Annotated in this window: 18 protein-coding genes; 2 read left to right on the forward strand and 16 right to left on the reverse strand. The window is 65.5% G+C overall.

Annotation, left to right across the window (positions count from 1 at the left end; all coding sequences use genetic code 11):
* Positions 1–17: 17 nt before the first annotated feature.
* The 5 genes from yjfF to AB2N08_RS19465 form a co-directional block, all read right to left on the reverse strand.
* A complete protein-coding gene (yjfF, locus tag AB2N08_RS19445) occupies positions 18–998 on the reverse strand; it encodes a galactofuranose ABC transporter, permease protein YjfF (RefSeq protein WP_367612550.1) in 981 nt (326 codons plus the stop codon).
* Complete coding sequence (locus AB2N08_RS19450; RefSeq protein ID WP_370662440.1) at positions 995–2065, reverse strand: ABC transporter permease; 1071 nt, start codon at positions 2063–2065, stop codon at positions 995–997. The genes yjfF and AB2N08_RS19450 overlap by 4 nt, the downstream gene beginning before the upstream one ends.
* The gene (locus tag AB2N08_RS19455; RefSeq protein WP_367612551.1) at positions 2062–3582 is read right to left on the reverse strand and encodes a sugar ABC transporter ATP-binding protein; all 1521 of its coding nucleotides are present in this window, start codon (positions 3580–3582) and stop codon (positions 2062–2064) included. Before AB2N08_RS19455 ends, AB2N08_RS19450 begins: the two co-directional genes overlap by 4 nt.
* Positions 3583–3589: 7 nt before the next feature.
* The gene (locus AB2N08_RS19460; protein ID WP_367612552.1) at positions 3590–4552 is read right to left on the reverse strand and encodes an ABC transporter substrate-binding protein; all 963 of its coding nucleotides are present in this window, start codon (positions 4550–4552) and stop codon (positions 3590–3592) included.
* A gap of 156 nt (positions 4553–4708) precedes the next feature.
* Positions 4709–5686, reverse strand: coding sequence for a ferritin-like domain-containing protein (locus tag AB2N08_RS19465; protein ID WP_367612553.1), 978 nt, complete (start codon positions 5684–5686; stop codon positions 4709–4711).
* 250 nt (positions 5687–5936) lie between these two features.
* On the opposite strand from AB2N08_RS19465, the gene AB2N08_RS19470 reads away from it, so the two are divergent.
* Both AB2N08_RS19470 and AB2N08_RS19475 read left to right on the forward strand, forming a co-directional pair.
* Entirely contained in the window at positions 5937–6524 is a 588-nt protein-coding gene (locus AB2N08_RS19470) for a sigma-70 family RNA polymerase sigma factor (RefSeq protein WP_367612554.1), read from the forward strand.
* Positions 6521–7237, forward strand: coding sequence for an anti-sigma factor (locus AB2N08_RS19475; protein WP_367612555.1), 717 nt, complete (start codon positions 6521–6523; stop codon positions 7235–7237). The genes AB2N08_RS19470 and AB2N08_RS19475 overlap by 4 nt, the downstream gene beginning before the upstream one ends.
* A 166-nt stretch (positions 7238–7403) precedes the next feature.
* On the opposite strand, the gene AB2N08_RS19480 is transcribed toward AB2N08_RS19475, so the two are convergent.
* The 11 genes from AB2N08_RS19480 to AB2N08_RS19530 form a co-directional block, all read right to left on the reverse strand.
* Positions 7404–9758, reverse strand: a complete 2355-nt coding sequence (locus AB2N08_RS19480) for a beta-L-arabinofuranosidase domain-containing protein (RefSeq protein WP_367612556.1) — start codon at positions 9756–9758, stop codon at positions 7404–7406.
* A complete protein-coding gene (locus tag AB2N08_RS19485; protein WP_367612557.1) occupies positions 9755–10783 on the reverse strand; it encodes an arabinan endo-1,5-alpha-L-arabinosidase in 1029 nt (342 codons plus the stop codon). The genes AB2N08_RS19480 and AB2N08_RS19485 overlap by 4 nt, the downstream gene beginning before the upstream one ends.
* Before the next feature lies 1 nt (position 10784).
* Positions 10785–12326, reverse strand: coding sequence for an alpha-N-arabinofuranosidase (locus tag AB2N08_RS19490; protein ID WP_367612558.1), 1542 nt, complete (start codon positions 12324–12326; stop codon positions 10785–10787).
* 21 nt (positions 12327–12347) lie between these two features.
* The gene (locus AB2N08_RS19495) at positions 12348–14270 is read right to left on the reverse strand and encodes a glycoside hydrolase family 97 protein (RefSeq protein ID WP_367612559.1); all 1923 of its coding nucleotides are present in this window, start codon (positions 14268–14270) and stop codon (positions 12348–12350) included.
* 139 nt (positions 14271–14409) lie between these two features.
* On the reverse strand, positions 14410–15177 hold the full coding sequence (locus AB2N08_RS19500) for an SDR family NAD(P)-dependent oxidoreductase (protein WP_367612560.1): 768 nt from the start codon (positions 15175–15177) through the stop codon (positions 14410–14412).
* Positions 15178–15210: 33 nt separating this feature from the next.
* A complete protein-coding gene (locus AB2N08_RS19505) occupies positions 15211–16782 on the reverse strand; it encodes an aldehyde dehydrogenase (NADP(+)) (protein WP_367612561.1) in 1572 nt (523 codons plus the stop codon).
* A complete protein-coding gene (gene araD1 / locus AB2N08_RS19510) occupies positions 16779–17771 on the reverse strand; it encodes an AraD1 family protein (protein ID WP_367612562.1) in 993 nt (330 codons plus the stop codon). The genes AB2N08_RS19505 and araD1 overlap by 4 nt, the downstream gene beginning before the upstream one ends.
* 25 nt (positions 17772–17796) lie before the next feature.
* Positions 17797–19539 (reverse strand): IlvD/Edd family dehydratase, encoded by a 1743-nt coding sequence (locus AB2N08_RS19515; protein WP_367612563.1) that lies wholly within the window; start codon positions 19537–19539, stop codon positions 17797–17799.
* 150 nt (positions 19540–19689) lie between these two features.
* Complete coding sequence (locus tag AB2N08_RS19520; RefSeq protein WP_367612564.1) at positions 19690–20583, reverse strand: SMP-30/gluconolactonase/LRE family protein; 894 nt, start codon at positions 20581–20583, stop codon at positions 19690–19692.
* Positions 20580–21632: an aldose epimerase family protein gene (locus AB2N08_RS19525; RefSeq protein ID WP_367612565.1), complete on the reverse strand. Its 1053-nt coding sequence runs from the start codon at positions 21630–21632 to the stop codon at positions 20580–20582. Before AB2N08_RS19525 ends, AB2N08_RS19520 begins: the two co-directional genes overlap by 4 nt.
* A 13-nt stretch (positions 21633–21645) precedes the next feature.
* Positions 21646–22596, reverse strand: coding sequence for a glycoside hydrolase family 43 protein (locus tag AB2N08_RS19530; RefSeq protein ID WP_367612566.1), 951 nt, complete (start codon positions 22594–22596; stop codon positions 21646–21648).
* Positions 22597–22648: the final 52 nt, after the last annotated feature.

Raw genomic sequence — 22648 nt, forward strand, 5'->3', positions numbered from 1 at the left:
TCTATTGTTTTTGTCCGTTACAGGGTCCGAGGCGCCATCACGCGCTGCACGACGCAGAACACGAACAGCAAGCCGCCGATCACGATCCTGGTCCACCACGAACTGAGCGTGCCATCGAAGGCGATCAGCGTCTGGATCGTGCCCAGCACCAGCACGCCCGACAGCGCGCCGGCCACGTAGCCGTAGCCGCCCGTGAGCAGCGTGCCGCCGATGACGACGGCGGCGATGGCATCGAGCTCGGCGCCTTGTGCATGCAGCCCATAACCCGAAAGCATGTAGAACGCGAACAGCAGGCCGGCGAGCGACGCGCAGAAGCTGCTGAACGCATACACGAGCATCTTGGTGCGCCCGACCGACAGGCCCATCATCGCGGCCGACGTCTCATTGCCGCCGATCGCATACACGGCGCGCCCGAAGCCGCTGTAGTGCGCCAGCCAGATGGCGAAGACCAGCATGCCCAGCGCGATCAGCGCGCCGGGCGAGATGAAGCCGCCGAAGAACGGCAGCTGCGTCTGCGACATCGCCACGAACAGCGGGTCGTCGATGGTGATGGACTCGATGCTGATCAGGTAGCACAGGCCGCGCGCGAGGAACATGCCAGCCAGCGTGACGATGAACGGCTGCAGCCTGAAGTAATGGATGATCGCGCCCATGCCGCCGCCGAACGCGGCGCCCAGCAGCAGGATCGTGACAATCACGGCGACGGGCGGCCAGTGCGCCACCTGCAGCAGCCAGGCCGCGATCATCGTCGACAGCGCCAGCACCGCGCCGACCGACAGGTCGATCCCGCCAGACAGGATCACGAAGCCCATGCCGATGGCGATCACGAGCAAGAAGGCGTTGTCGATGAGGAGATTGAGCAACACCTGCAGCGACAGGAAGCCGTCGTACAGCGCGCCGCCAACGAGCAGCATCGCCGCAAGCAGGGCCACCGTGACGAGGGAGGTGAACGACGGCGCCTTCGCGAGTGTGCGCATAGGGGTCAGCTTGGCTGTCATGCCGCCCTCCGCTGCCACAGATTCTTGAACTGGTCGGACTGCGAAATACAGACCAGGAACACGACAACCGACTTGACGACCATATTGACCTCGGGCGGCACGCCCAGCGAATAGATGGTGTAGGTGAGCGTCTGGATGATCAAGGCCCCGATGACGGAACCGGCCAGGCTGAATTTGCCGCCCGCGAGCGACGTGCCGCCCAGCGTGACGGCCAGGATGGCATCCAGTTCGAGCATCAGGCCGGCGTTGTTGGCGTCCGCGCTCTTCACGTTGGAACTGATCAGGAGACCGGCCATGCCGGCGCAGACGGCCGCGAACACGTACACGAACACGATCAGCGCCGCCGTGCGAATCCCGGCCAGGCGCGCCGCCACCGGGTTGATGCCCACGGCCTGGATGAACAAGCCAAGCGCGGTATGGCGCAGCAGCAGCGCCGTCACCGCAAACACGGTTGCGACCACAAACAGCGCGAATGGCAAGCCAAACAGGTAGCCGCTGCCCAGAAAGAAGTACGGCTGGTAGTACACCGTGACGATCTGGCCATCGGTGAGCAACTGGGCCAGGCCGCGCCCCGCCACCATCAGGATGAGCGTCGCCACGATCGGCTGCAGGCCCAGGCCCGCGACGAGCGCGCCGTTCCACAGGCCGCACAGCAGCGCCGCGCCGATGGCGGCGGCAATGGCAAGCAGCATCGGCGTGTCGGCCAGGTAAACCGGTACGCCATCCTGCATCACCATCGTCCCGCCGATGAGCATCGAGGCAACGGTGCCCGACAACGCGACCACCGCGCCGACCGAGATGTCGATGCCGCGCGTGGCGATTACCAGCGTCATGCCGATGGCCGCCAGCATCAAGGGTGCTGCGCGGTTGACGATGTCGACCAGCGCGCCGTACAGGTGGCCGTCGCGGATCTCCAGGTGGAAGAACCCGGGAATCAGCACGAAGTCGATCAGCAGCAGCGTGGCCAGCGCGGCCAAGGGCCGGAACAGGCGGTGCGCCATGGCGCGCGAGGCGAAGGACGCCGGCGCGGGCGCCCGCAGCGCCGGGCTATCGTTGACGGCCATCATGCGCCCTCCCCGGCAATCACATGCAGCACGGTGGCCTCGTCGAGTTCACCGCGCCAGTACTCGCCACACGCCTTGCGGTCGCGCATGACGACGATGCGGTCGCTCACGCGCAGCACCTCGGGCAGCTCGGACGAGATGAACAGGATCGACATCCCCTTGCGGCAGAGCAGCGTGACGTAATCCATGATCTCCTGCTTGGCGCGCACGTCGATGCCGCGCGTCGGTTCGTCGAGGATCATCAGTGTCGGTTCGGTGGCCAGCCAGCGCGCCAGCAGCACCTTTTGCTGGTTGCCGCCCGAAAGCGTGCCAATAGGGGTTTCGATGCTGGCAGTCTTGATGCCCAGTTGCTGCACATAGTGGCGGGCCAGTTCCTGCTGGCGGCGCAGCGGAATCGCGCGCAGCAAACCCTGGCGCGCCTGCAGCGCCAGGATCAGGTTCTCGCGCACCGACAGGTCGAGGATCGCGCCTTCGTGCTTGCGGTCTTCGGAACAGAAGCCGATGCCCTGCGCGATGGCGTCGCGCGGCGTGGCGAAGGTGCGCGCGCGGCCGTCGATCTCGATCGCGCCGCTGTCCACCTTGTCGGCGCCGAACAGCAGGCGCGCGGTCTCGGTGCGCCCCGAGCCGAGCAGACCGGCAAGGCCGAGCAGCTCGCCCTTGCGCAGCGTGAGGTCCAGCGGCGCGAGCACGCCGCGCCGCGCCATCTGGCGCGTGCGCAGGAACGTGTCACCGGCTTCGTGACCTTCCTGGCTGCCGGTCGACGCCTGTTCTGCCGCATCGGGCGCCGCGCCGATCATCTTGTTCACCAGCGCCAGGCGCGACAGCTCGCCGCACAGGTACTCGCCTTCGCGCTCGCCGTTGCGCATCACGGTGATGCGGTCCGAGATGGCATAGGTCTGCTCCAGGAAGTGGGTGACGAACAGGATCGCCATGCCCTGCTCGCGCAGCGCGCGCAGGTTCGCAAACAGCAGCTGCACTTCGGCTTCGTCGAGACTCGACGTGGGTTCGTCCAGGATCAGCACCCGCGCCGAGACGCCCAGCGCGCGCGCAATGGCCACCATCTGCTGGATCGCCAGCGGGAAGCTGCCCAGCGGCTGGCGCACGTCGATGTGCACCTGCAGGCGCGTGAGCAGCGCGCTGGCATCCTGGCGCATGCGGCGCCAGTCGATCATGCCCCATCTGCGCGGATAGCGGCCGATGAAGATGTTTTCGGCCACCGACAGGTTCGGGCACAGGTTCACTTCCTGGTACACGGTGCTGATGCCCAGCGTCTGCGCATCCTGCGTCGAGCGCGGCGCGATCGGCACGCCACCGAGCACGATGCTGCCGCGCTCGGGCTGGTACACGCCCGTGAGCACCTTGATCAGGGTGGACTTGCCGGCGCCGTTCTGGCCCATCAGCGTGTGGACTTCGCCGGGATACAGGCGCAAGCCCGCGTCCGCCAACGCGCGCACGCCGGGGAACTGCTTGTGGATGCCGGTCACTTCAAGGACCGGCACATTGATTGTCGGGGCGAGCATCGTCGCCTCAGTAGCGACGGTTCGGGAATTCTTTGGCGGCCACCTCGGCCGGGAATACGCCCTCGTTCACCACGATGCGCCTGGCGACCGGCTGGCCCGCCTTGACCGCCTGCGCGGCCTGCATCAGCTGGGGCCCGAGCAGCGGATTGCATTCGACCGTCACGTTGAGCTTACCCTGCAACATGGCCTCGAACGCGCCGCGCACGCCGTCGATCGACACGACCAGGATGTCCTTGCCAGGCTTGATGCCCGCTTCCTCGATGGCCTGGATCGCGCCGATGGCCATGTCATCGTTGTGCGCATACAGCACGGTGATGTTCTTGCCCTCGGACTTGAGGAAGGCCTCCATCACTTCCTTGCCCTTGGCGCGGGTGAAGTCGCCCGTCTGCGAGCGCAGGATCTTCAGGCGCGGCTCCCCCTTGATGACTTCCGCGAATCCCGCCTTGCGATCGATGGCCGGGGCCGAACCCACGGTGCCTTGCAGCTCGACGATGTTGTAAGCCCGGCCCGGGTTGTTCTTCGCGTGCTCGACGAGCCAGCGCGCGGCGCGGCGGCCCTCTTCCACGAAGTCCGAGCCCAGCAGCGTGACGTACAGCGACGGGTCGGTCACTTTCACGCCGCGGTCGGTGAGGATGACGGGGATTTTTGCGGCTTTGGCTTCGCGCAGCACGGTGTCCCAGCCCGATTCGACCACGGGCGAGAACGCGATGATGTCGACGCGCTGGGCGATGAACGAGCGGATGGCCTTGACCTGGTTTTCCTGGCGCTGCTGGGCGTCGGCGAACTTGAGGTTGACGCCGGCTTTCTTGGCGGCGTCCTTGATCGAGGCGGTGTTGGCAGTGCGCCACTCGCTTTCGGCGCCGACCTGCGAGAAGCCGATCGTCAGGGGCTTGGCGGCCAGGGCCGGCTGGATCACTGCAAAGGTCGCAGCCGTGGCTACGCCCAGGAAATTCCTGCGGGTGAGTCGCATTGCTTGTCTCCGATATTATTGTTCTGCAATCGTAGAACACAATGCGATACTGATCCAATCAATTTTTAGCTCGATGCGATACGTTTTTGAGTATCGGAAAACAGCGATGCGGCGCGCATGAATGGATAGCGCCGCATCGCGCCGAAACGCTATCGATTACGAATACGCAGAACTCATATTCAGCACCCCATTCGCCCCACGCGGGAAGAACCCGCCCATCGTCACCGACTCCTTGGTCAGATACACGATATTGAGCACGTCACCCGGCGTGCGGCTGAACGCAATGCCGTTGCTGTCGAGCGGGACGATGTTCGACACCGAGCTGTCGGTGGCATTCACGATGCCCTGATCCACGTCGGTCGAACCGTCGAGGCTGTCGCGCGCATTCGAGATCGCCGTCGCTGCCGTGCGCAGGGTCGGCGCGCTCAGGCCTTTCTGATACAGCACCGTGCGCACGATGCCGGCGTGATAGGCCTCGGCTGCCAGGATGCCGGCTGCCGCTTCCAGGAAGGTCTTGTTCGTGATCAGCGGCGACGCGCCTTTGTAGGCGGTCACGCCGACGTCTTCGAAGATGAACGCGCCGAGCAGGAAGTTCTCGTCGCTGGCATATGGATCGAACGCCACGCCCGGGCCGACCAGGCCTGCCGCACGCGCCGCATTCGAGAACGCGCCGTTCGGATCGGTGCCGCCGATATCGAGTGCCGGCTGGGCCACGGCCGCCGTGCCCAGTGCGCTGCGCAAGAAGCCCACGTGGGCAATCTCATCCTGCGCGATTTCTTTCGCATACTGCGCCACCAGCGGATCCTTGAACGCCACCGCGCGACCGCCCGTCACCGCGCCCTGGGTGCCAGTACCGGTCAGCAAATTGGCTGCCAGGCCGGTGCCGAACACCGCGAACGAGTAGAACTGCGCTTCGAGGTATTCCAGGTTCAGCGCGAAATTGAGGATGTCGATATCCGTTGGCTGCGCCGCCTGGGCAATGGCATCCTTGACCGAACCGCCACAGGCGGACAGAAAGGTGCCGCCTACCATACCGACGCTGATGCCTCCCACGTTCTTGAAGAATGAACGACGCTTTTCCAGCTTTTCCTTGCGTGATTCGAGCAGTGCCAATGTCACATTCGTGTCTGTCATGGTAGATCTCCGGTTGAAACGATCAAGTGGGTGGGCGCGCGTCTGCGTAGCCGTTAGAGCCAAGAATTTGGCTGTAACCAATAATGCAGTACGTATAGCTTGTACTGACGCACGATTGATTCGGTTTCAACTATTTAAGAAAAAACTATTTTTTTGTCTCCCGACGCTGCCGTGCGGGCTGCCTTGGAACGATATGATATTGTCAATACGAATCGATTTCTCCACCCATACGACGACAGCAAGGTAGGCAGTGCCAGACACCCTTCATCCCGAACCCGAGCAGCTGGCAAGCTGGTTGCACGGCGCAGCACAAGGCGACGCCGCGGCCTTTCGCGCGTTGTACGACGCCATTTCGCCGAAACTGTTTGGCTATGCGCTGCGTATATTAGGAAAGCGCGAACTGGCCGAAGAGGCGTTGCAGGATGGGTTCGTGGCGATCTGGAACGGCGCCGCCGGTTACCAGCGCCACCTGGCCGCGCCCATGACATGGATGACGACCATCGTGCGTAACAAATCGCTCGACCTGCTGCGCCGCTCTGCCCACGATGTCGATATCGACGGCCACGTCTTCGACCCCGAGGTATTGGCGGCGTTGCAGGATCCGCGCGCCACGCCGATCGACGCGCTGCTCATCAGCCATGACGCGAAGGCGCTGGCCTATTGCATGTCGCTGCTCGAAGGCGCGCACCGGCAAACCGTGGGCCTGGCCTTCTTCCATGACCTATCGCACAGCGAGGTGGCGCAGCAGATGGCGATACCGATCGGTACCGTCAAGACCTGGATCCGCCGCAGTCTGGAGCGCCTCAAGACGTGCCTGGCCAAAGGCGAACGAGCATGAATATCCGCAACAACCCGCAACTGTGCGACAAGCTGGCGGCCGAATACGTGCTCGGCACGCTCAAGGGCGGCGCACGCCGGCGCTTCGAACATTATCTGCGCGACGACGCGGCCCTGCAGCGCCTGACCGCCGAGTGGCAGGAACGCCTGATGCCGATGGCCGAATTCGCGGGGGCGCAAAAGCCCCGTGCGCAGGTGTGGCGCACCATCGAGCGCCGCCTTGGATTGGGCCGGGGTCTGGTCCATACCTACGCCGCCTGGCAGTTCTGGCGCAGCGAGTCGCTGACCTTCTGGCGCTCGCTCAGCCTGGCGTCGCTGGCCATCCTGCTCCTGATGGTGGGCGTGCTGCGCTCGACGCTCGTCGATGCGCCGCAGGTCGACCTGGTCGCCACGCTCATCGACGAGAAGGCGCGCACGGCGCTGCTGCTGACCGCCGACAGCGAGCGCCAGGTATTCACGGTGCGCCTCGTCGAGAACGCGCCGGTCGCCGCCGACAAATCGCTGCAGCTGTGGGCCGTTCCCAAGCAGGGGGCACCGCGCTCGCTCGGGGTGATCCCGCCGGACGGCGCGATCGAGCTGCCGCTCACGGCCAGCGCCATTGGCGACGACATCGCCACGCTGGCCGTCTCGCTCGAGCCGCGCGGCGGTTCGCCCGGCGCCGGCGGGCCGACCGGGCCGATTCTCTACAAGGGCAACTGGGTGCGCATGATGTAGTTGCCGCCTAGTGTCCTGAATTGGAAGTTCGTTGAATAATAAATGTGGCGAAGTCGGCCTGAAACAAGGAGCAAAGCACAGCAAGGCCGGGGCCTTGCGCGCATTTGCGACGCAGTATCAGGGCGACGCTCGCCGTATTTATTCAACGAATCTCTAATTCAGGGCACTAGCGCAGCAGCCGCACGCCATACAGGCCGCCGGCCATCGAGCCGGCCCGCGCGACGAAACGCACGCTCAAGGTTCCTTGTGCGGCGCTGTGCAGCGCCTCGGGAATCGGATAATCCACCGTGTAGAACTCGTCCGTGGCCTCATCCGTCAAGGTCACCTCGGCCAGCAACTGGCCGTTGACGAGGATGTCGAAGCGCCGCCCTGCATCGACTTTCGCGAACGTCAGCCGCAGCACACGTGCCTCGTGCTTCGGATCGGTCAACTCGTAGCTGAACCACGTCGACGCATGGCGCCAGTGCCGGCCGCCGTTGATGCCGGCATCGACGCCCTCGCCCTTGAAGAAGTGATCCGACTCAGGCTGCTGCTCGCCCGGCGCGACCTGGTCGACCGTGCGCGCGTCGAGCGCCAGGCGGTCTGCCTCACCCGCGGCATTGGCCGCCTGAAGCGCTTTCAAGCCGCCGGGCGTCGCATGCTGCCAGTACATCGTATAGCGCGATTCGTGCAGGCGGAAGAACGGCACGAATTCGGTGGCCGGGCCATCCGCGCCATGCACCAGGCCCGGCGCGGTGAAGGTCAGGGGCTTGCCGGCCACCGGCTTGAACCTGCGGATGAAGTCCAGCGAGTCGCTGACGAACATCGGCGCCGATTCGAGCGGGCACACGGGGCCGGCCGCGATATGGCCCATGCGCGAATCGTCCGCCAGGTAGCGCAGCTGCGCGTCGCCGGGCATGCGTGTTCTTGCCGCCAGCACCACCGGCCCGTGCAGCACCGCATAGTAGTTCGATTTGTCGGGCATCTGCTCGAGGCGCGTGGTCATCGGCAGGCGCACGTCGACCCGGTCGCCGGTGCGCCACGTGCGCGCGATCGTCACGTAGCCGCCCGGCTGCGCATCGAGCTTGATCGCCTTACCGTTGACTTTTACCTGCATGCGGCCAGGGGCGACCCAGCCGGGGTAGCGGATCTTCAGCTTGAACCGGCCGGCGCCGTCGATCGTCAGGCGCGTGGTGTCGGTATCCGGAAAGCGCGTCGCCTGCGTGACCTTGACGCCCTTGTCGCGCCACGTCAGCGTCGAGGCCATGAACAGATTGACGAACAGCGTGTCCTTGTCGTGCGCGTAGATGAATTCACCGTATTTGGCGTGGCTCTCGATGCCGGAGCCCACGCAGCACCACATGCCCTGGTCCACCTGCGAATACACGCGGTAGTGGTTCGGCCGCATCGGCGTGAAGTAGACGAACCCACCCTGCGGCCGCTGCGACGACAGGATGTGGTTGTACAGCGCGCGCTCGTAGTAGTCTCCATACGCGCCCTTCTGCTGCGCCGCGAACAGCATCTGCGTCAGCTTGAGCATATTGTAGGTATTGCAGGTCTCGGGCCCTTCGACGTCGTGCACCATCGGCGCGAAGTCGCCCTGGCTGTGGAAGTGCTCCTTGACGCTGTTGCCGCCGATCGCCACCGAGCGCTTGTCCACTACCGTCTGCCAGAAGAACTTCGCCGCGTCGCCCATGTCCTGGCGGCCGGTCGCATCAAAGATGCGCTGGAAACCGATCACCTTCGGGATCTGCGTGTTGGCGTGCAGGCCCGTCAACTGGTCGCGCTGCTGCGCCAGCGGCTGCAGGATCGCCTGGTGCGAAAAACGCAGCGCCAGCTCCAGGTACTTCTTGTCGCCGGTGATCTCGGCAACGTCGACGAAGATCTCGTTCATGCCGCCATGCTCGCTGCGCAGCATCGTCTGCATCTGCTCCGGGCTCAAACGCGAAGTCAGTGCCAGCGCCCAGTCGGACAAGGCAATCAGCATCGTGCGCGCGTCGGCGCTGCCGCCATGGCGGTACGCATCGCGCAAGCCGGCATACACCTTGTGCAGGTTGTACCAGGGGACCCACTTGCCGTTGACCGAGAAGTTGTCGGCTTCGAGCTTGCCGGCCGCGACATCGCGCCAGGCTTGGCGCCCGCCGGGGATGCCGCCCAGGTAGCCGTCACCATTGGCCTGCTGGGCGCGTTTCAGCTCGGCGACGAAGTAGTTCAGGCGGCGCAGCGTTTCGCCGTCGCCGGTCGACGCGTACATCAAAGCCAGCGCCGACAGGTAGTGCCCGCCCATGTGGCCGTCCAGGCCCGTGGATTCCCAGTTGCCGTAGCTCGGCCTGCGCGGTTCGAGGCCCGCCTCGCGCAGGAACGGCGCGAGCAGGCGGTCGGGCTCCATCGCCATCAGGTAGTTCAGGTTGGTGGTCTGGGCGTCGAGGAACGGCCCCGCGCCCAGGCGCACGGCGGCGAGCGGAAACGGCGCCGCCGCCTGCACCAGGGTGCTCGCAGCCAGCAAGGTCAGCAAGGTCAGCGCCAGGATGCGCACCTTCATGGCTGCAGCACGCTCTGGTAGCGATTCAGGTCTCTCCCATCGAGCACGGGCCAGCCATCCCGGTCCCAGCCCATGGGCAGCACCTTGAGCTTCTGCCGGTACTTGTCGGCCGTTTCGTAGGCATGCAGCACCATATAGTCCTTGCCATCGAAGGTATAGGCGCTGTTGTGGCCCAGGCCACGCCAGTCACGATCGCCGGCGATCACGAGCGAGCCCCCCCCCTTGGCCATGTCGACCCCAATGCGGTCCAGGTACGGGCCGGTGACGGATTTGGAGCGGCCCACGACGACCTTGTAGGTACTGTCCTTGCCCTTGCAGCACAGGTCCCACGAGGCATACAGGTAGTACCAGCCGTTCCTGGCAAAGATGAACGGCGCCTCGATCTGCGCCGGCGCCGCCTCGTTATCGGGCGTGAAGGCGGGCCGCTCGCGGCGCGCGATCGTGTGCCATTCCTGCGGCTCGGCCAGTTTCGTGCGGCTGGCGTCGAGCTTCACCAGTTTCAGGCCGCCCCAGAACGAGCCGAACGACATCCACGGCGCGCCCTCCTCGTCATCGATCACGTGCGCATCGATCGCATTCCACAGGTCGCGCCCCGGTACCGACTGCACCACCTGGCCCTGATCCTCCCACTTGTAGGCGGGCGAGCGCGGATCGAGCGTCGTGTTGACCGTCACGCCGATGGCCGACGTGTTCTTGCCGAAGCCCGACACCGAGTAGTACAGGTAGTACTTGCCGTTGTGGTGGTAAATGTCGGGCGCCCAGATATGACCATTGAACGTCGGGGCGGCCTGCGTGGCCCAGGCCGGGCCGTCCTTGAACACGCGGCCTTCGGCGCGCCACGTCGTCAGGTCGGTCGAGCTGTAGACGGTGATGCCGGGACCGGTGCTGAACAGGTAGTAGCGAGCGCCCTCCCGGGCCATGACCGGGTCATGAACGCCGACCTGCGCCCCGACCTGCGCGGCCCTGGCCGGGGCGACGACGAAGGCCAGGGCCAGCGCCGCCCACGCGATGTGCGCGGCCCGCATCTCACGCCTCGACGGCGAAGACCATCACGGCCTTGGCCGGCACCTTGATCGTCAGCTTGCCGTCCGCGGCTTTCGCGCTGAACGGCGCCGGCTTGATCGCCTGCGGCTTGTCGAACGTGTTGTGCGCATCCATTGCCTCGGCCGTGAGCACCTGGCCCGCTACGCCGCCGACGTTCAATCCCGCCACATTGACCGACACGTCGCTGGCGCGCGTGGGATGCGTGTTGACGAGCGCGATATACACCTTGCCGTCCTTGGCCCGTGCGGCCGTCGCGCTGATGCCCGGTACACCCTTGCCGTTGCTCGAATACGCCACGTCATTGTCGACCGCCACCGGCAGCGACGTCGCATCCTGGAACGGGATGTACATCTGGTAGGCGTGGTACGTTGGCGTGAGCAGCATCTTCTCCTTGTCGGTGATGATCATCGCCTGCAGCACGTTGACCATCTGCGCGATGTTCGTCATGCGCACGCGGTCGGCGTGGGCATGGAAGATGTTGAAGTTCAGCGCCGCCACGACGGCGTCGCGCAGGGTGTTACGCTGGAACAGGAAGCCCGGGTTGGTGCCCGCCTCGACGTCGTACCAGGTGCCCCATTCATCGACATAGAAGCCGATTTTCTTCTCGGGGTCATTCTTGTCGAGGATGGCGAGGTTCTGCTTGATGTGCTGGTCCATGCGCAGCGTTTGCTGCATGGTCGAGAACCATTCCGATTCCGGGAAGCCCGTGGCGGCGCCCTTCTTTTCCCATACGCCGGTGGGCAGCGTGTAGTAGTGGAAGCTGATGCCGTCGGTGCCGCGCGCGGCTTCCTTGCTAAGTACCTCGGTCCACTTCGTGTCGTTGTCGTTGCCGCCGCTGGCAATCAGTTTCGGGCGCGCGTTCGGCGGCGTCTTCAGGAACGTGGCGTAATGGTTGTACAGGTGCGCATAGTATTCCGGCTTCATGTTGCCGCCGCAGCCCCAGGCCTCGTTGCCGATGCCGAAGTACGCCACCTTGTACGGCTCCTTGCGGCCGTTCTTGCGGCGCAGTTCGGCCAGCGTCGATTTTGTATCCGACGTCATGTACTCGAGCCATTCGGCCATCTCTTGCGGCGTGCCCGAACCGAGGTTGCCGTTGATGTAGGCTTCGGTGCCCAGGATCTCGACCAAATCGAAGAATTCGTGGGTGCCAACCGCATTGTTTTCGGCCACGCCGCCCCAGTGCGTGTTGACCTTGACCGGGCGCTTGTTTCGCGCGCCGATGCCGTCGCGCCAGTGGTATTCGTCGGCGAAACACCCGCCCGGCCAGCGCACCAGCGGCACCTTCAGCGCTTTCAGTGCACCGACGACATCGTTGCGCCAGCCGCGCGTATTCGGGATCTTCGAATTCTGGCCGACCCACAGGCCCTCGTAGATGCCGGTGCCAAGGTGCTCGGCGAACTGGCCGTACACGTTCTTGTTGATGACGGGGCCGGGCCTGGTGGTGTCGACCGACACGCTGACCTGGGCCAGGGCAGGCAAGGCGGCCAGGCCGCATGCGAGGATGAAGGGTTTGAGTACGTTCACTATTGTCTCCTATGTTTTTATCTACTTGAATACCGCGACGAACCCGCCATGCGGCTTGATGCTGATGCTGGTCTTGCCGGCCTTGATCGGCTGCTGGTTGAATACGCGCTCGTTGTCGTGATCGACCTCGCCATCGCCGATCAGCGTGCCGCTGCGCCCTGCCAGGAACGACAGGTCCAGTTCCACCGTGCGCGCGGCGCCGTCGGCATTGATGCCGGCGACATACCAGGCGTTCCCGCTGCGGCGCGCGATGACGGCGTAGCGGCCCGGATAGCCGTCGATGAAGCGCACGTCGTCCCAGCTGCGCGGCAGGTCGCGCAGCAGCGCCTTCACGTAGGCGGGTACGCCGGCCATACCTTCCGGGCACTCGGCAAAGTGCTGGATCCCCGACAGGAACAACACCGATTCGGCCAGCTCGAAGCCGTTGCGCGTGGCGCGCCTGATGTTCGGGATGTCGCCGAACACCATCGGCGTGTAATCCATCGGGTCGAACAGGTTGCGGGCGAACGGCAGCATCGCGGCGTGCGCCGGCATCGCGTCCTGGTCCTTCTGCTCGAAGCTGGTGAATTCGAAGCCTTTCACCGCTTCGGCCGTCATCAGGTTGGGATAGGTGCGCGACCAGCCGCGCGGCAGCGTGGCGCCGTGGACGTTCACGAGCAGGCCCGCCGCTGCGGCGTCGGCGAGGATGTCGACGTAGTAGGCGATCATCGACTTGCCGTCGCCGGCAAAAAAGTCGATCTTGACGCCCTTGACGCCCATTGCGGCCAGGCGCGCGAACTCGCGCCGGCGCGTCTCCTGCGTGAGCAAGGCGCCTTTCGGGCTGTACTCGGTCTGGTTCCAGGCGCCGGACGAGTTGTACCAGACCAGGATGCCGACCTTCTTCGCCCCGGCATAGGTCACCAGCTCGCGCAGTTTGTCGAGGCCGATCTTGCGGTCCCAGTCAGCGTCGACCAGCGTGTAATCCCATCCCATGTCGGCCGCGTAGTCGACGAACTGCTTCTGGAATGGCAGATAGGTGCCGTCGTCCTTGAGCAGTGCCCAGCTCCACGACGCGTGGCCCGGCAGGATCTTCGCTTTGTCGAAGGCGACGGCTGGTGCGGCCAGGTCGGTGCCCAGGGTGGATTCGACCAGCGTGCGCAGGCTGCCAACGGTGATGATGCGCCATGGGCTGAGCAGGTCGCCGTCCGACTCGGCCAGCAGCGCGCCGTTCGTAAACACCTCGGGCGCGGCGGGCGGCGCGAGGCGATACACGCCACCGGCCGAGTCGGTGTGCAGGCGCGAGGCGTGGAAGGTGCCGTCCATATTCGCCTCGGTCAGCGCGATCCAGGTCTGGCCGGTGCGAAACAAGGCAGGGAAGACCCAGCCGGCGCCCAGCGTGGACGGCGTGCCGACGGCGATCTCGCGCTGGTAGTGCTCTTCGTAGGCCGGATTGGTGTTCTTCCAGCCGGTCTGGGCGACCGACATCGGCTGCAGCCAGGCCTTGCTGGACGGGTCGAACGCGAAGGCGGTGACCTCGCGGATGAACCGCAAGCCCTTGCCGCGCACGCGGTAGCGGAAGGCGACGCCGTCGTTCGAGACGCGGAACGTCACGTCCATCGCCTGCCCCTGCGCGTTACGCACCGTGTGCGTCTGTTCGTTGGCGGCGTAGGTGATGTGGCGTCGCTTGGCGGTAGCCAGTTCGTACTGGTCGTCGATGCGCGTGACCGGTGAGCTGGTGGCGAGCGTCAGGCCGCGCGTCAGGTCGGCGCCTTCCACTTCGAGGCCGAGGGCCGAGCGCAGGATGACGGCTTGGCCTGCCCGCGTGACGGCATAGGTCATGGCGCCGCCGGGCGAGACCGCGACATCGACCTCGATCTGACGATCGGGGCTGACGAGCGGCGCCGCGTGCGCGCAGAAAGAGGTAGCGACGAGCAGCGTCACTGCTGTGTAACGAAAAGCGGTCATGGCAGATCTCCAGACCGTCGTACCCGCGCAGGCGGGTACCCAAGTGTCGCGCGTGACCGGGCAACCTGGATCCCCGCCTGCGCGGGAATGACGTTGTTTCAGATGTGAGAAATCGTTGGTGTACGGGGTAGCGTGGAGATCACGTCCAACCGGCATCCACCACAAAATCCTGCGCCGTGCACATCTTGCTGTCGTCGGCGCCGAGAAACAGCACCATGCGCGCGACGTCGTCCGGCATCAGCCTTCCCGGCAGGCATTGAGCTTTCTTGATCTCGATTTCGGCGGCGTCGTCCACCCACAGGTCGATCTGGCGCTGCGTCATCACCCATCCGGGCGTGACGGTATTGACCCGCACGCCGAACGGTCCCAGGTCGCGCGCCAGGCTGCGCGTCAGGCCGATCACCGCGGCCTTGGTGGTCGCATACACCGGGTAACCCGCGCCCTTGGCATGCCAGGACATCGAACTGAAGTTGATGATCGAGCCGCCGCCCTTCTTCTTCATCCCCGGCAGGACCGCCTGGCAGGTGAAGAACATCGGCCGCTGGTTGATTGCGATGCGCTCGTTCCAGTAATCGAGCGAGACATCCTGGATATCGTGGCGCTGGTCATTGGCCGCGTTGTTGACCAGGACATCGAAGTCGCCCAACTGCGCGGCCAGGTCCGCCATCGTGCGCTGCAGCGCGGCGATATCGGTGATGTCGCAGTGGCGAAACTGCGGCGCCACGTGGCCGGCCTCCAGCAGGCGCGCGCACAGCGCTTCGCTGGCCTCCTGCGCGACATCCACGAAAGCGACCACCGCGCCCTGCGCCACGAACGCTTCCACGATCGCCGCGCCGATGCCGGTCCCGCCGCCTGTCACAAACACCCGTTTGGCCGTCAGGCTCGGGTAGTTCGCCATCTGTTGCATGCTTGTCTCCATCTTGTGTTTTTTTACGCCCGCTCACTCTTTGGTGAGCGTGCCATCCCGGCGCCGCCAGGTTCCCAACGGGTTCCCGTCGCGCAGGACGTCGGGCAGCAAGTCAGCCGGCAGGTTCTGGTAGCAGACCGGCCGCAGGAACCGGCTGATCGCACCGGTGCCGACCGACGTGCTGCGGCCATCGGCCGTCGACGGGAACGGCCCGCCGTGCACCATCGCCGTCGACACCTCGACGCCGGTAGGATACCCGTTGGCCAGGATGCGGCCAACCTTGCGCTCCAGCGTCGGCAGCAGCATCCGGGCCGTCTCGATGTCTCCCGCGTCCAGCTGCAGCGTGGCGGTCAGCTGGCCTTCGAGCGCCTCGGCCACGTCGCGCAGTTCTGCGGCATCCTTGCAGACCACTAGCACCGAGGCGGGCCCGAACACTTCGTCGTGCAACTCGTGGCGTGACAGGAATTCGTCGGCCGTGGTACGGAAGAACGCGGCGCCGCCCTTGCCGTCTTCATGCTCCAGCCGCGCGAGCGTCGTGACGGCATCGTTATCGGCCAGCGCCTCGACGCCCTTGCGGTAACTGTCGGCGATACCCTGGTTGAGCATCACGGCGCTGGCCGACGCCGACAATGCATCGGCTGCGCTCCTGGTAAAAGCGTCCAGGCCAGGGCCATCCACGGCCAGCACCAGCCCGGGATTGGTACAGAACTGGCCGACGCCCATGGTCAACGATGCGGCGAAGCCCTTGCCCATCTCGTCGCCCCGCCTGGCCAGCGCCTCGGGCAGCAAGAACACCGGATTGATCGAGCTCATTTCGGCGTACACGGGGATCGGCTGCCTGCGCGCGGCGGCCACCGCCATCAACGCGAGGCCGCCCGAGCGCGAGCCGGTAAAGCCCACCGCCTGGATCGCCGGGTGCGCCACGAGGCGGGCGCCGATGCCGTTGCCGGTGCCGCTCAACAGCGCGAAGACGCCGGCCGGCAAGCCGCACTGCGCAACTGCCCTGGCCACGGCAAGGCCGACGAGTTCCGAGGTGCCCGGGTGCGCCGAATGCGCCTTGAGCACCACCGGGCATCCAGCCGCGAAGGCGGATGCCGTGTCGCCGCCGGCCACCGAGAACGCCAGCGGGAAGTTACTGGCGCCGAACACGGCAACCGGGCCGACGCCGATCAGGCGCATGCGCAGGTCGGGCCGGGGCGGCGCGCGTTCCGGCAAGGCCGTGTCCAGGCGCGCGTCGCTCCACGAGCCTTCGCGCAGCAGCGTGGCAAAAAGGCGCAGTTGGCTCACGGTGCGCATGCGCTCACCTTCCAGGCGCACGCGCGGCAGGCCTGTTTCAAGCATCGCCCGTTCGATCAGGGCGTCGCCGATGGCCAGGACCTGCTCGGCGACCGCCTCGAGAAACTGCGCGCGCGCCGCGTCGCTCGTGGCGCGGAAGGCATCGAACGCCTCGCCCGCGAGGCTGCAGGCGCGGTCGATCTGCTCCGGCGTGACACTGTAGAAGGTCGGTTCGACGTGTTGGCGCGTGGTCGGATCCCAGGCCTGGAAGGCGCCCGCGGCGCCCCGCTCCTGCACGCCGTCGATGATGGCATCGCCGCTGATGCTCATAATGCGGTCACCGTCGCGTAGGGGCTCTCGTGCACCGCGAGGCGGTTGCGCAGGGCCGGGCCGAAGGTGGGCGAGGCGACTTCGAAGGTCTCGCCTGGCGCCACCTGGATACCGTCGGCAAAGCTCAGCGTGGCGGTGCCGAAGAAGTGGATGTGGACGTCGCCGGCACGCTTGAACAGGCCGTACTTGAAGTGATGGTGCTCGAGGTTCTCGAGCGTGTGCGACATGTTCTGCTCACCGCTGACGAAGTGCTTTTCCCAGCGCACCTGGCCATCCGCGCCGATGATGCGCGAGACGCCAGCGACGTGCGCCGGCAGCGCGCCCACGAGCAGCGCCGGGCCAAGGCCGCAGTTGCGCAGCTTGGAATGCGCGAGGTACAGGTAGTTCTGGCGCTCGGTCACGTGATCCGAGAATTCGTTGCCGATCGCGTAACCGAGGCGGTACGGCTGGCCATCGTCGCCGATCAGGTACAGGCCGGCGATCTCGGGTTCTTCACCGCCGTCGAGCGAGAATGCCGGCATCTCGAGGTCCTGGCCGGTGGCGCGCACAATCGAACCGTCGCCCTTGTAGAACCATTCCGGCTGCACGCCGGCGCTGCCGGTGTCCGGTTTGCCGCCTTCGACGCCCATGCGGAACATCTTCATGCTGTCGCTGAGCGCAGCGATGTCGCCGCCGATTTTCTGGTGCATGGCGTCGCGCGTGTCGGCGCTGCCCAGGTGCGTGAGCCCGGTGCCGGTGACGTAGCAGTGGGCGGCGTCCGGGTGGTCGAGCGGTGGCAGGATGCGGCCTTCGCCCGCGAGGGTTTCATAATCGATGGTGTCGCTGCCGGCGGCGCTGTCGGCCAGCTGGGCCAGGCCGCAGCGCTGCGCGATCGCGGCGCGCGCCAGGTCGAACGTGGTGGCGTAGCCGTCGATGACGCGTACGGTGGTGTCCTGCAGGATGCCGACGCGGCGCTCCTGCGATTCGGTCACGAATTGGATGAGCAGCATGGCCCTGGTCTCCTGTTGTTTTTTCTTAATGAGAATGCTTCGGCACCGCCGAGCCACGGCAGCCGACGAGGAAATCGAAATCGCAGCCGTCGTCTGCCTGCATCACATGGTCGAGATACAGGCGCTGGTAGCCGCTGTGCTGCACCGGCTTGTTCTTCTCGGCGCGGTCGGCCAGGCGGCGCACGATTTCGGCGTCCGACAGCTCGACGTTCAACGCACCGCCCAGGCAATCGAGCACGATGATGTCGCCATCCTGCACGATGCCCAGCGGCCCGCCATCCATCGCCTCCGGCGCCACGTGCAGCACCACGGTGCCATACGCCGTACCGCTCATGCGCGCGTCCGAGATGCGCACCATGTCGGTGATGCCCTTGGCCAGCAGCTTCGGCGGCAAGCCCATATTGCCCACTTCGGCCATGCCGGGATAACCTTTCGGGCCGCAGTTCTTCATCAAGAGCACCGAGTTTTCATCGACGTCGAGGTCCGGGTCGAGGATGCGCTGCTTGTAATGATCGAAGTCTTCGAACACCACGGCGCGCCCGCGATGCTGCATCAGGTGGGGCGAGGCGGCCGACGGCTTGAGCACCGCGCCGCGCGGCGCCAGGTTGCCGCGCAAGATGCAGATACCGCCGTCCGCGATCAGCGGATTATCGAGCTGGCGCACGACGTCATCGTTGTAGATCGGCGCGTCGACGCAGTTCTGCCACAGCGTGTTGCCATTGACGGTCAGCGCATCCCGGTGGGGAATCAGGCCGCCCTCGCCCAGGCGCCGGATCACGGCCGGCAGGCCGCCGGCATAGTAGAACTCTTCCATCAGGAAGCGCCCCGATGGCAGCAGGTCGACCACGGTCGGGGTGCCCTTGCCGATGCGGGTCCAGTCTTCCAGTTCGAGCGGCACGCCCACGCGGCCGGCGATCGCCTTCAGGTGGATCACGGCATTGGTCGAGCCGCCGATGGCCGCATTCACGCGGATCGCATTCTCGAAGTTTTCGCGCGTGAGGATTTTTGACAGGCGCAGGTCTTCGTGCACCATCTCCACGATGCGCATGCCCGACATGTGCGCCAGCACGTAGCGCCGCGCGTCGACGGCGGGAATGGCGGCGTTGTGCGGCAGCGAGGTGCCCAGCGCCTCGGCCATGCAGGCCATCGTCGAAGCGGTGCCCATCGTGTTGCAGGTGCCGGCGCTGCGCGAGTGGCCTGCTTCGGCCGACAGGAAGTCATGCATCGTGATCGCGCCGGCCTTGGCTTGCTCGTGCAGCTGCCAGACGGCAGTGCCGGAGCCGATGTCCTTGCCATTGAGCTTACCGTTGAGCATCGGGCCGCCGGTGACGACGATCGTCGGCAGGTCGACGCTGGCCGCGCCCATCAACAGCGCCGGCGTGGTCTTGTCGCAGCCGACCAGCAGCACCACCGCATCCATCGGATTGCCGCGGATGGATTCTTCGACGTCCATGCTGGCCAGGTTACGGGTCAGCATGGCGGTCGGGCGCAAGTTGGATTCGCCGTTGGAGAACACGGGGAATTCGACGGGGAAGCCGCCCGCTTCCAGGATGCCGCGCTTGACGTGTTCGGCCAGCTTGCGAAAGTGGGCGTTGCAGGGAGTCAATTCGGACCAGGTGTTGCAGATGCCGATGATCGGTTTGCCCTGGAATTCGTGGTCGGGGATGCCCTGGTTCTTCATCCAGCTGCGGTACATGAACCCGTTTTTATCCTGCGTGCCGAACCACGCGGCAGAACGCAGCGGGGTCGTTTTCTTTGCCTCGGACATCGTATCTCCTCGTTATTCTCTGGATGAAGCGTGCATGTTGCCGCTGTCCATATCGCTTGTTGACGTGAGGAAGTCTAAAGTCCGGGCAGATAACTTTCCAATCAATTTTTAGCGTAGATCGATACCGTTTTTTGTATCACCAGCCAGGCATCAACCGTGCAGGAAGCGCGACTCGGGCAGCCCGCGCGCATCGACCCCGAGCTGGAACAAGGCGCCTGATAACGGGGCTGCCGCGCGGTCGCCCTGCGTCATGCCCAGGTGGGCGCTGGTGACGAAGAGGGTCGCCAGGCCCGGCCCGCCGAACGCCGGGCAGCTTGGCTGCGGCGCGGCGAGCGGCACCGTGCGATCGAGCCGGCCATCGGGCGCGAAGCGCGCGACGATGCCGGCGCCCCAGCGTGTGCTCCACAGATAACCTTCGGCGTCGATCGCCGAGCCATCGGGCTCGCCCGGCGCGGCGCCGGCCGCAACGAACGTGTGCACCCGCCCTACTTCGGCGCTGCACGGGTTGTAGTCGGCGTACAGGATCGCCTGTTGCGCCGAGTCGGCGAAGTACATGCGCCGCCCGTCGGGACTGAAGCAGATGCTGTTGGCGATCGCCGCATTCGGCAGCGGCAGGCGCTCGAGCGACAGGTCGAGATGCAGGCGGTAGAAGCCGCCCAGTGCATGCTTCGGGTTCTCGTCCTGGTTGAACATGCCGAACACGAAGCGGCCCTGACGGTCGCAGCGGCCGTCATTCAGGCGCGTGGAGGGAATGTCAGCCTCGACGTCGCAGATGCGCGTGATTCTGCCGCTCGAGAAAGTGAAGAACGCGAGGCCCGATGCAAGCCCCAGCAGCAGCCGGTCATCGCTGCCGGTGAGCGCGAAGCAGCACAGCCGCTCGGGCATCGGCCAGCGATCGGTGCGGCCGGTGGCCGGTGTGTGCGCCCACAGGGTGGCGGCTGGAATGTCGGTCCACAGCAGGCGCCCGGTGCGCTCGCACCACAGCACGCATTCGCCGAGTTCATGCCCGGCATCGAGCAGCACGTCCATCGGACCCACCATCATGCGTGTTCGGTCAGGAAGCGAAAGCGCGACTCGGTCTCGTAGACCTCGCCCGGGCGCAGGATCACGTTCGGGAACTGGGGCTGGTTGGGCGAATCGGGAAAGTGCTGCGGCTCGAGACACAAGCCGCTGCGGTGCGGGTAGTTGCGGCCCTTGCCGGCGAGCGAACCATCGAGGAAGTTCCCGCTGTAGAACTGCACGCCGGGTTCCTGCGTCCACAGTTCCAGCACGCGGCCGGAGACCGGTTCGCTCAGGCGCGCCGCACGTGTCAACACGTTCCCCTCAGGCTTGTTCAGCACGAAGTTGTGGTCGTAGCCGCCGCCGTGGCGCAGCTGCTTGTCGGGCTGCCCGATCCGCTCGCCGATCTGGCGCGGCAAGCGAAAATCGAACGGCGTGCCGGTGACCGGCGTGAGTTCACCCGTCGGGATCGACTCGCTGTCGATCGCCACGAAGCTGTCGGCGTCGAGGCTCAGGTAGTGGCCGAGGATGTCGCCCTCGCCCGCCAGATTGAAGTAGCTGTGCTGCGTCAGGTTGACCGGCGTGGCCCGGTCGGTCACGGCGTGAAAGCGCACCACCAGTTCGTTGTCGTCGTTCAGCAGGTAGACGACCGTGACATCGAGGTTGCCGGGATAGCCCATTTCGCCATCGACGCTGCGGTAGGTCAGGCGCAGGCTGGCGCCGTCGATCGCCGCCTGCCACAACACCCGATCGAAGCCGCCAGCGCCGCCATGCAGGTGGTTGCCGCCATTATTGACCGGCAGCTGGACCGGCTTGCCGTCGAGCGCGAACCGGCCCCTGGCGATGCGGTTGCCATAGCGACCGATCAGCGCGCCGAAGTACGGACTGTCGGTGCAATAGGGTTCAAGGGTGTCGAAGCCGAGCACCACATCGGCCAGCCTGCCCTCGCGGTCCGGCGCGTGCAGTGCGGTGATGACGCCGCCGAAATCGAGGATCTTCGCCACCATGCCATGGGCGTTGGTGAGCGTGAACTGGGTGACGGCTGCGCCGTTCGGGAGCGCGCCGAATGGCGCTTGCGTGATACCGGTTTGCACGTTGGGGTGATCCTTAATAGACGGAGGGTCGGCCGAACACCGGCATGCCCTGCTCGTCCCAGCGCAGCGGTTTCACGAAGGTATGGCGGTCCGGATTCCAGAGCGGATCGCCGACGATCTCGGTGTAGGTGCGCGCGTGGTAGACCAGCATCACGGTGTCGTTGTCTTCGGCGAGCGTGAAGCTGTTGTGGCCCGGGCCGTAGACGCCATGATCGTAGCATGTACGTAAAACGGGCTGCGCCGACTTGGTCCACGACGCCGGGTCGAGCAGGTCGGCGTCGTCGTCGGCCCACAGCAGACCCATTGCGTAGTTGTGGTCCGTGGCGCTGGCCGAGTAGCTGATGAAGACCTTTCCGTTGCGTTGCAGGACCGACGGCCCTTCGTTGACCGAAAAGCCGATGGATTCCCAGTCGTGTTCCGGCTTGCTGAGCAGGATCGGCGCGCCCTCGATCTGCCAGGGCGTTTTCATCGGCGCGATGTACAGGTTCGAGTTGCCCTCGATGGCCGGGTCTTTTTGCGCCCACAGATAGTACAACCGGCCCTTGTGGGTAAAGGTGGTGGCGTCGAGGCAGAAGCTGTCGATGCCGGTGTCGACCTGGCCCATGAACTCCCATTCGCCTTCGAGCGGGTTGGCGTTGCGGTTGCGCAGCGCGTACATGCGGTGCTGGAACAGCTTGTCCTTGATGGCGCGGCTCGGCGCGGCGGCAAAGTAGACGTACCAGGCGCCGTCGTTGAAGTGCAGCTCGGGGGCCCAGACAAGTTCGGAGTATGCGCCCGTATCGGGCTTGCGCCAGGCATCGACCGTGGGGGCGGTGGCCAGGCCGGCGATGGTGGTGGCGCGGCGCAGTTCGATGCGGTCGTACAGCGGGACCGAGGCGGTGAAGTAATAATAACCGTCGGTGTGCTTGTAGATGTACGGATCGGCGCGTTGTTCGATCAGGGGTTGGAGGACGGTTTCTTGCATCGTTATTCTCAATTCAAAGTTTGTCTATCACCGCGTCGGCGGCGGAGCCGCC

The organism is Massilia aurea (assembly GCF_040790145.1).
Taxonomy (GTDB): domain Bacteria; phylum Pseudomonadota; class Gammaproteobacteria; order Burkholderiales; family Burkholderiaceae_D; genus Telluria; species Telluria aurea_C.

Excerpts from the sequence above, each read along its gene's own strand:
- AB2N08_RS19475 (WP_367612555.1), top strand. The coding sequence starts at position 6,521 with ATGAATATCCGCAACAACCCGCAACTGTGCGACAAGCTGGCGGCCGAA.
- araD1 (WP_367612562.1), bottom strand. The coding sequence starts at position 17,771 with ATGCTGCTCATCCAATTCGTGACCGAATCGCAGGAGCGCCGCGTCGGC.
- AB2N08_RS19500 (WP_367612560.1), bottom strand. The coding sequence starts at position 15,177 with ATGCAACAGATGGCGAACTACCCGAGCCTGACGGCCAAACGGGTGTTT.
- AB2N08_RS19480 (WP_367612556.1), bottom strand. The coding sequence starts at position 9,758 with ATGAAGGTGCGCATCCTGGCGCTGACCTTGCTGACCTTGCTGGCTGCG.
- AB2N08_RS19530 (WP_367612566.1), bottom strand. The coding sequence starts at position 22,596 with ATGCAAGAAACCGTCCTCCAACCCCTGATCGAACAACGCGCCGATCCG.
- yjfF (WP_367612550.1), bottom strand. The coding sequence starts at position 998 with ATGACAGCCAAGCTGACCCCTATGCGCACACTCGCGAAGGCGCCGTCG.
- AB2N08_RS19495 (WP_367612559.1), bottom strand. The coding sequence starts at position 14,270 with ATGACCGCTTTTCGTTACACAGCAGTGACGCTGCTCGTCGCTACCTCT.
- AB2N08_RS19505 (WP_367612561.1), bottom strand. The coding sequence starts at position 16,782 with ATGAGCATCAGCGGCGATGCCATCATCGACGGCGTGCAGGAGCGGGGC.
- AB2N08_RS19520 (WP_367612564.1), bottom strand. The coding sequence starts at position 20,583 with ATGATGGTGGGTCCGATGGACGTGCTGCTCGATGCCGGGCATGAACTC.
- AB2N08_RS19455 (WP_367612551.1), bottom strand. The coding sequence starts at position 3,582 with ATGCTCGCCCCGACAATCAATGTGCCGGTCCTTGAAGTGACCGGCATC.
- AB2N08_RS19485 (WP_367612557.1), bottom strand. The coding sequence starts at position 10,783 with ATGCGGGCCGCGCACATCGCGTGGGCGGCGCTGGCCCTGGCCTTCGTC.
- AB2N08_RS19465 (WP_367612553.1), bottom strand. The coding sequence starts at position 5,686 with ATGACAGACACGAATGTGACATTGGCACTGCTCGAATCACGCAAGGAA.
- AB2N08_RS19460 (WP_367612552.1), bottom strand. The coding sequence starts at position 4,552 with ATGCGACTCACCCGCAGGAATTTCCTGGGCGTAGCCACGGCTGCGACC.
- AB2N08_RS19450 (WP_370662440.1), bottom strand. The coding sequence starts at position 2,065 with ATGATGGCCGTCAACGATAGCCCGGCGCTGCGGGCGCCCGCGCCGGCG.
- AB2N08_RS19515 (WP_367612563.1), bottom strand. The coding sequence starts at position 19,539 with ATGTCCGAGGCAAAGAAAACGACCCCGCTGCGTTCTGCCGCGTGGTTC.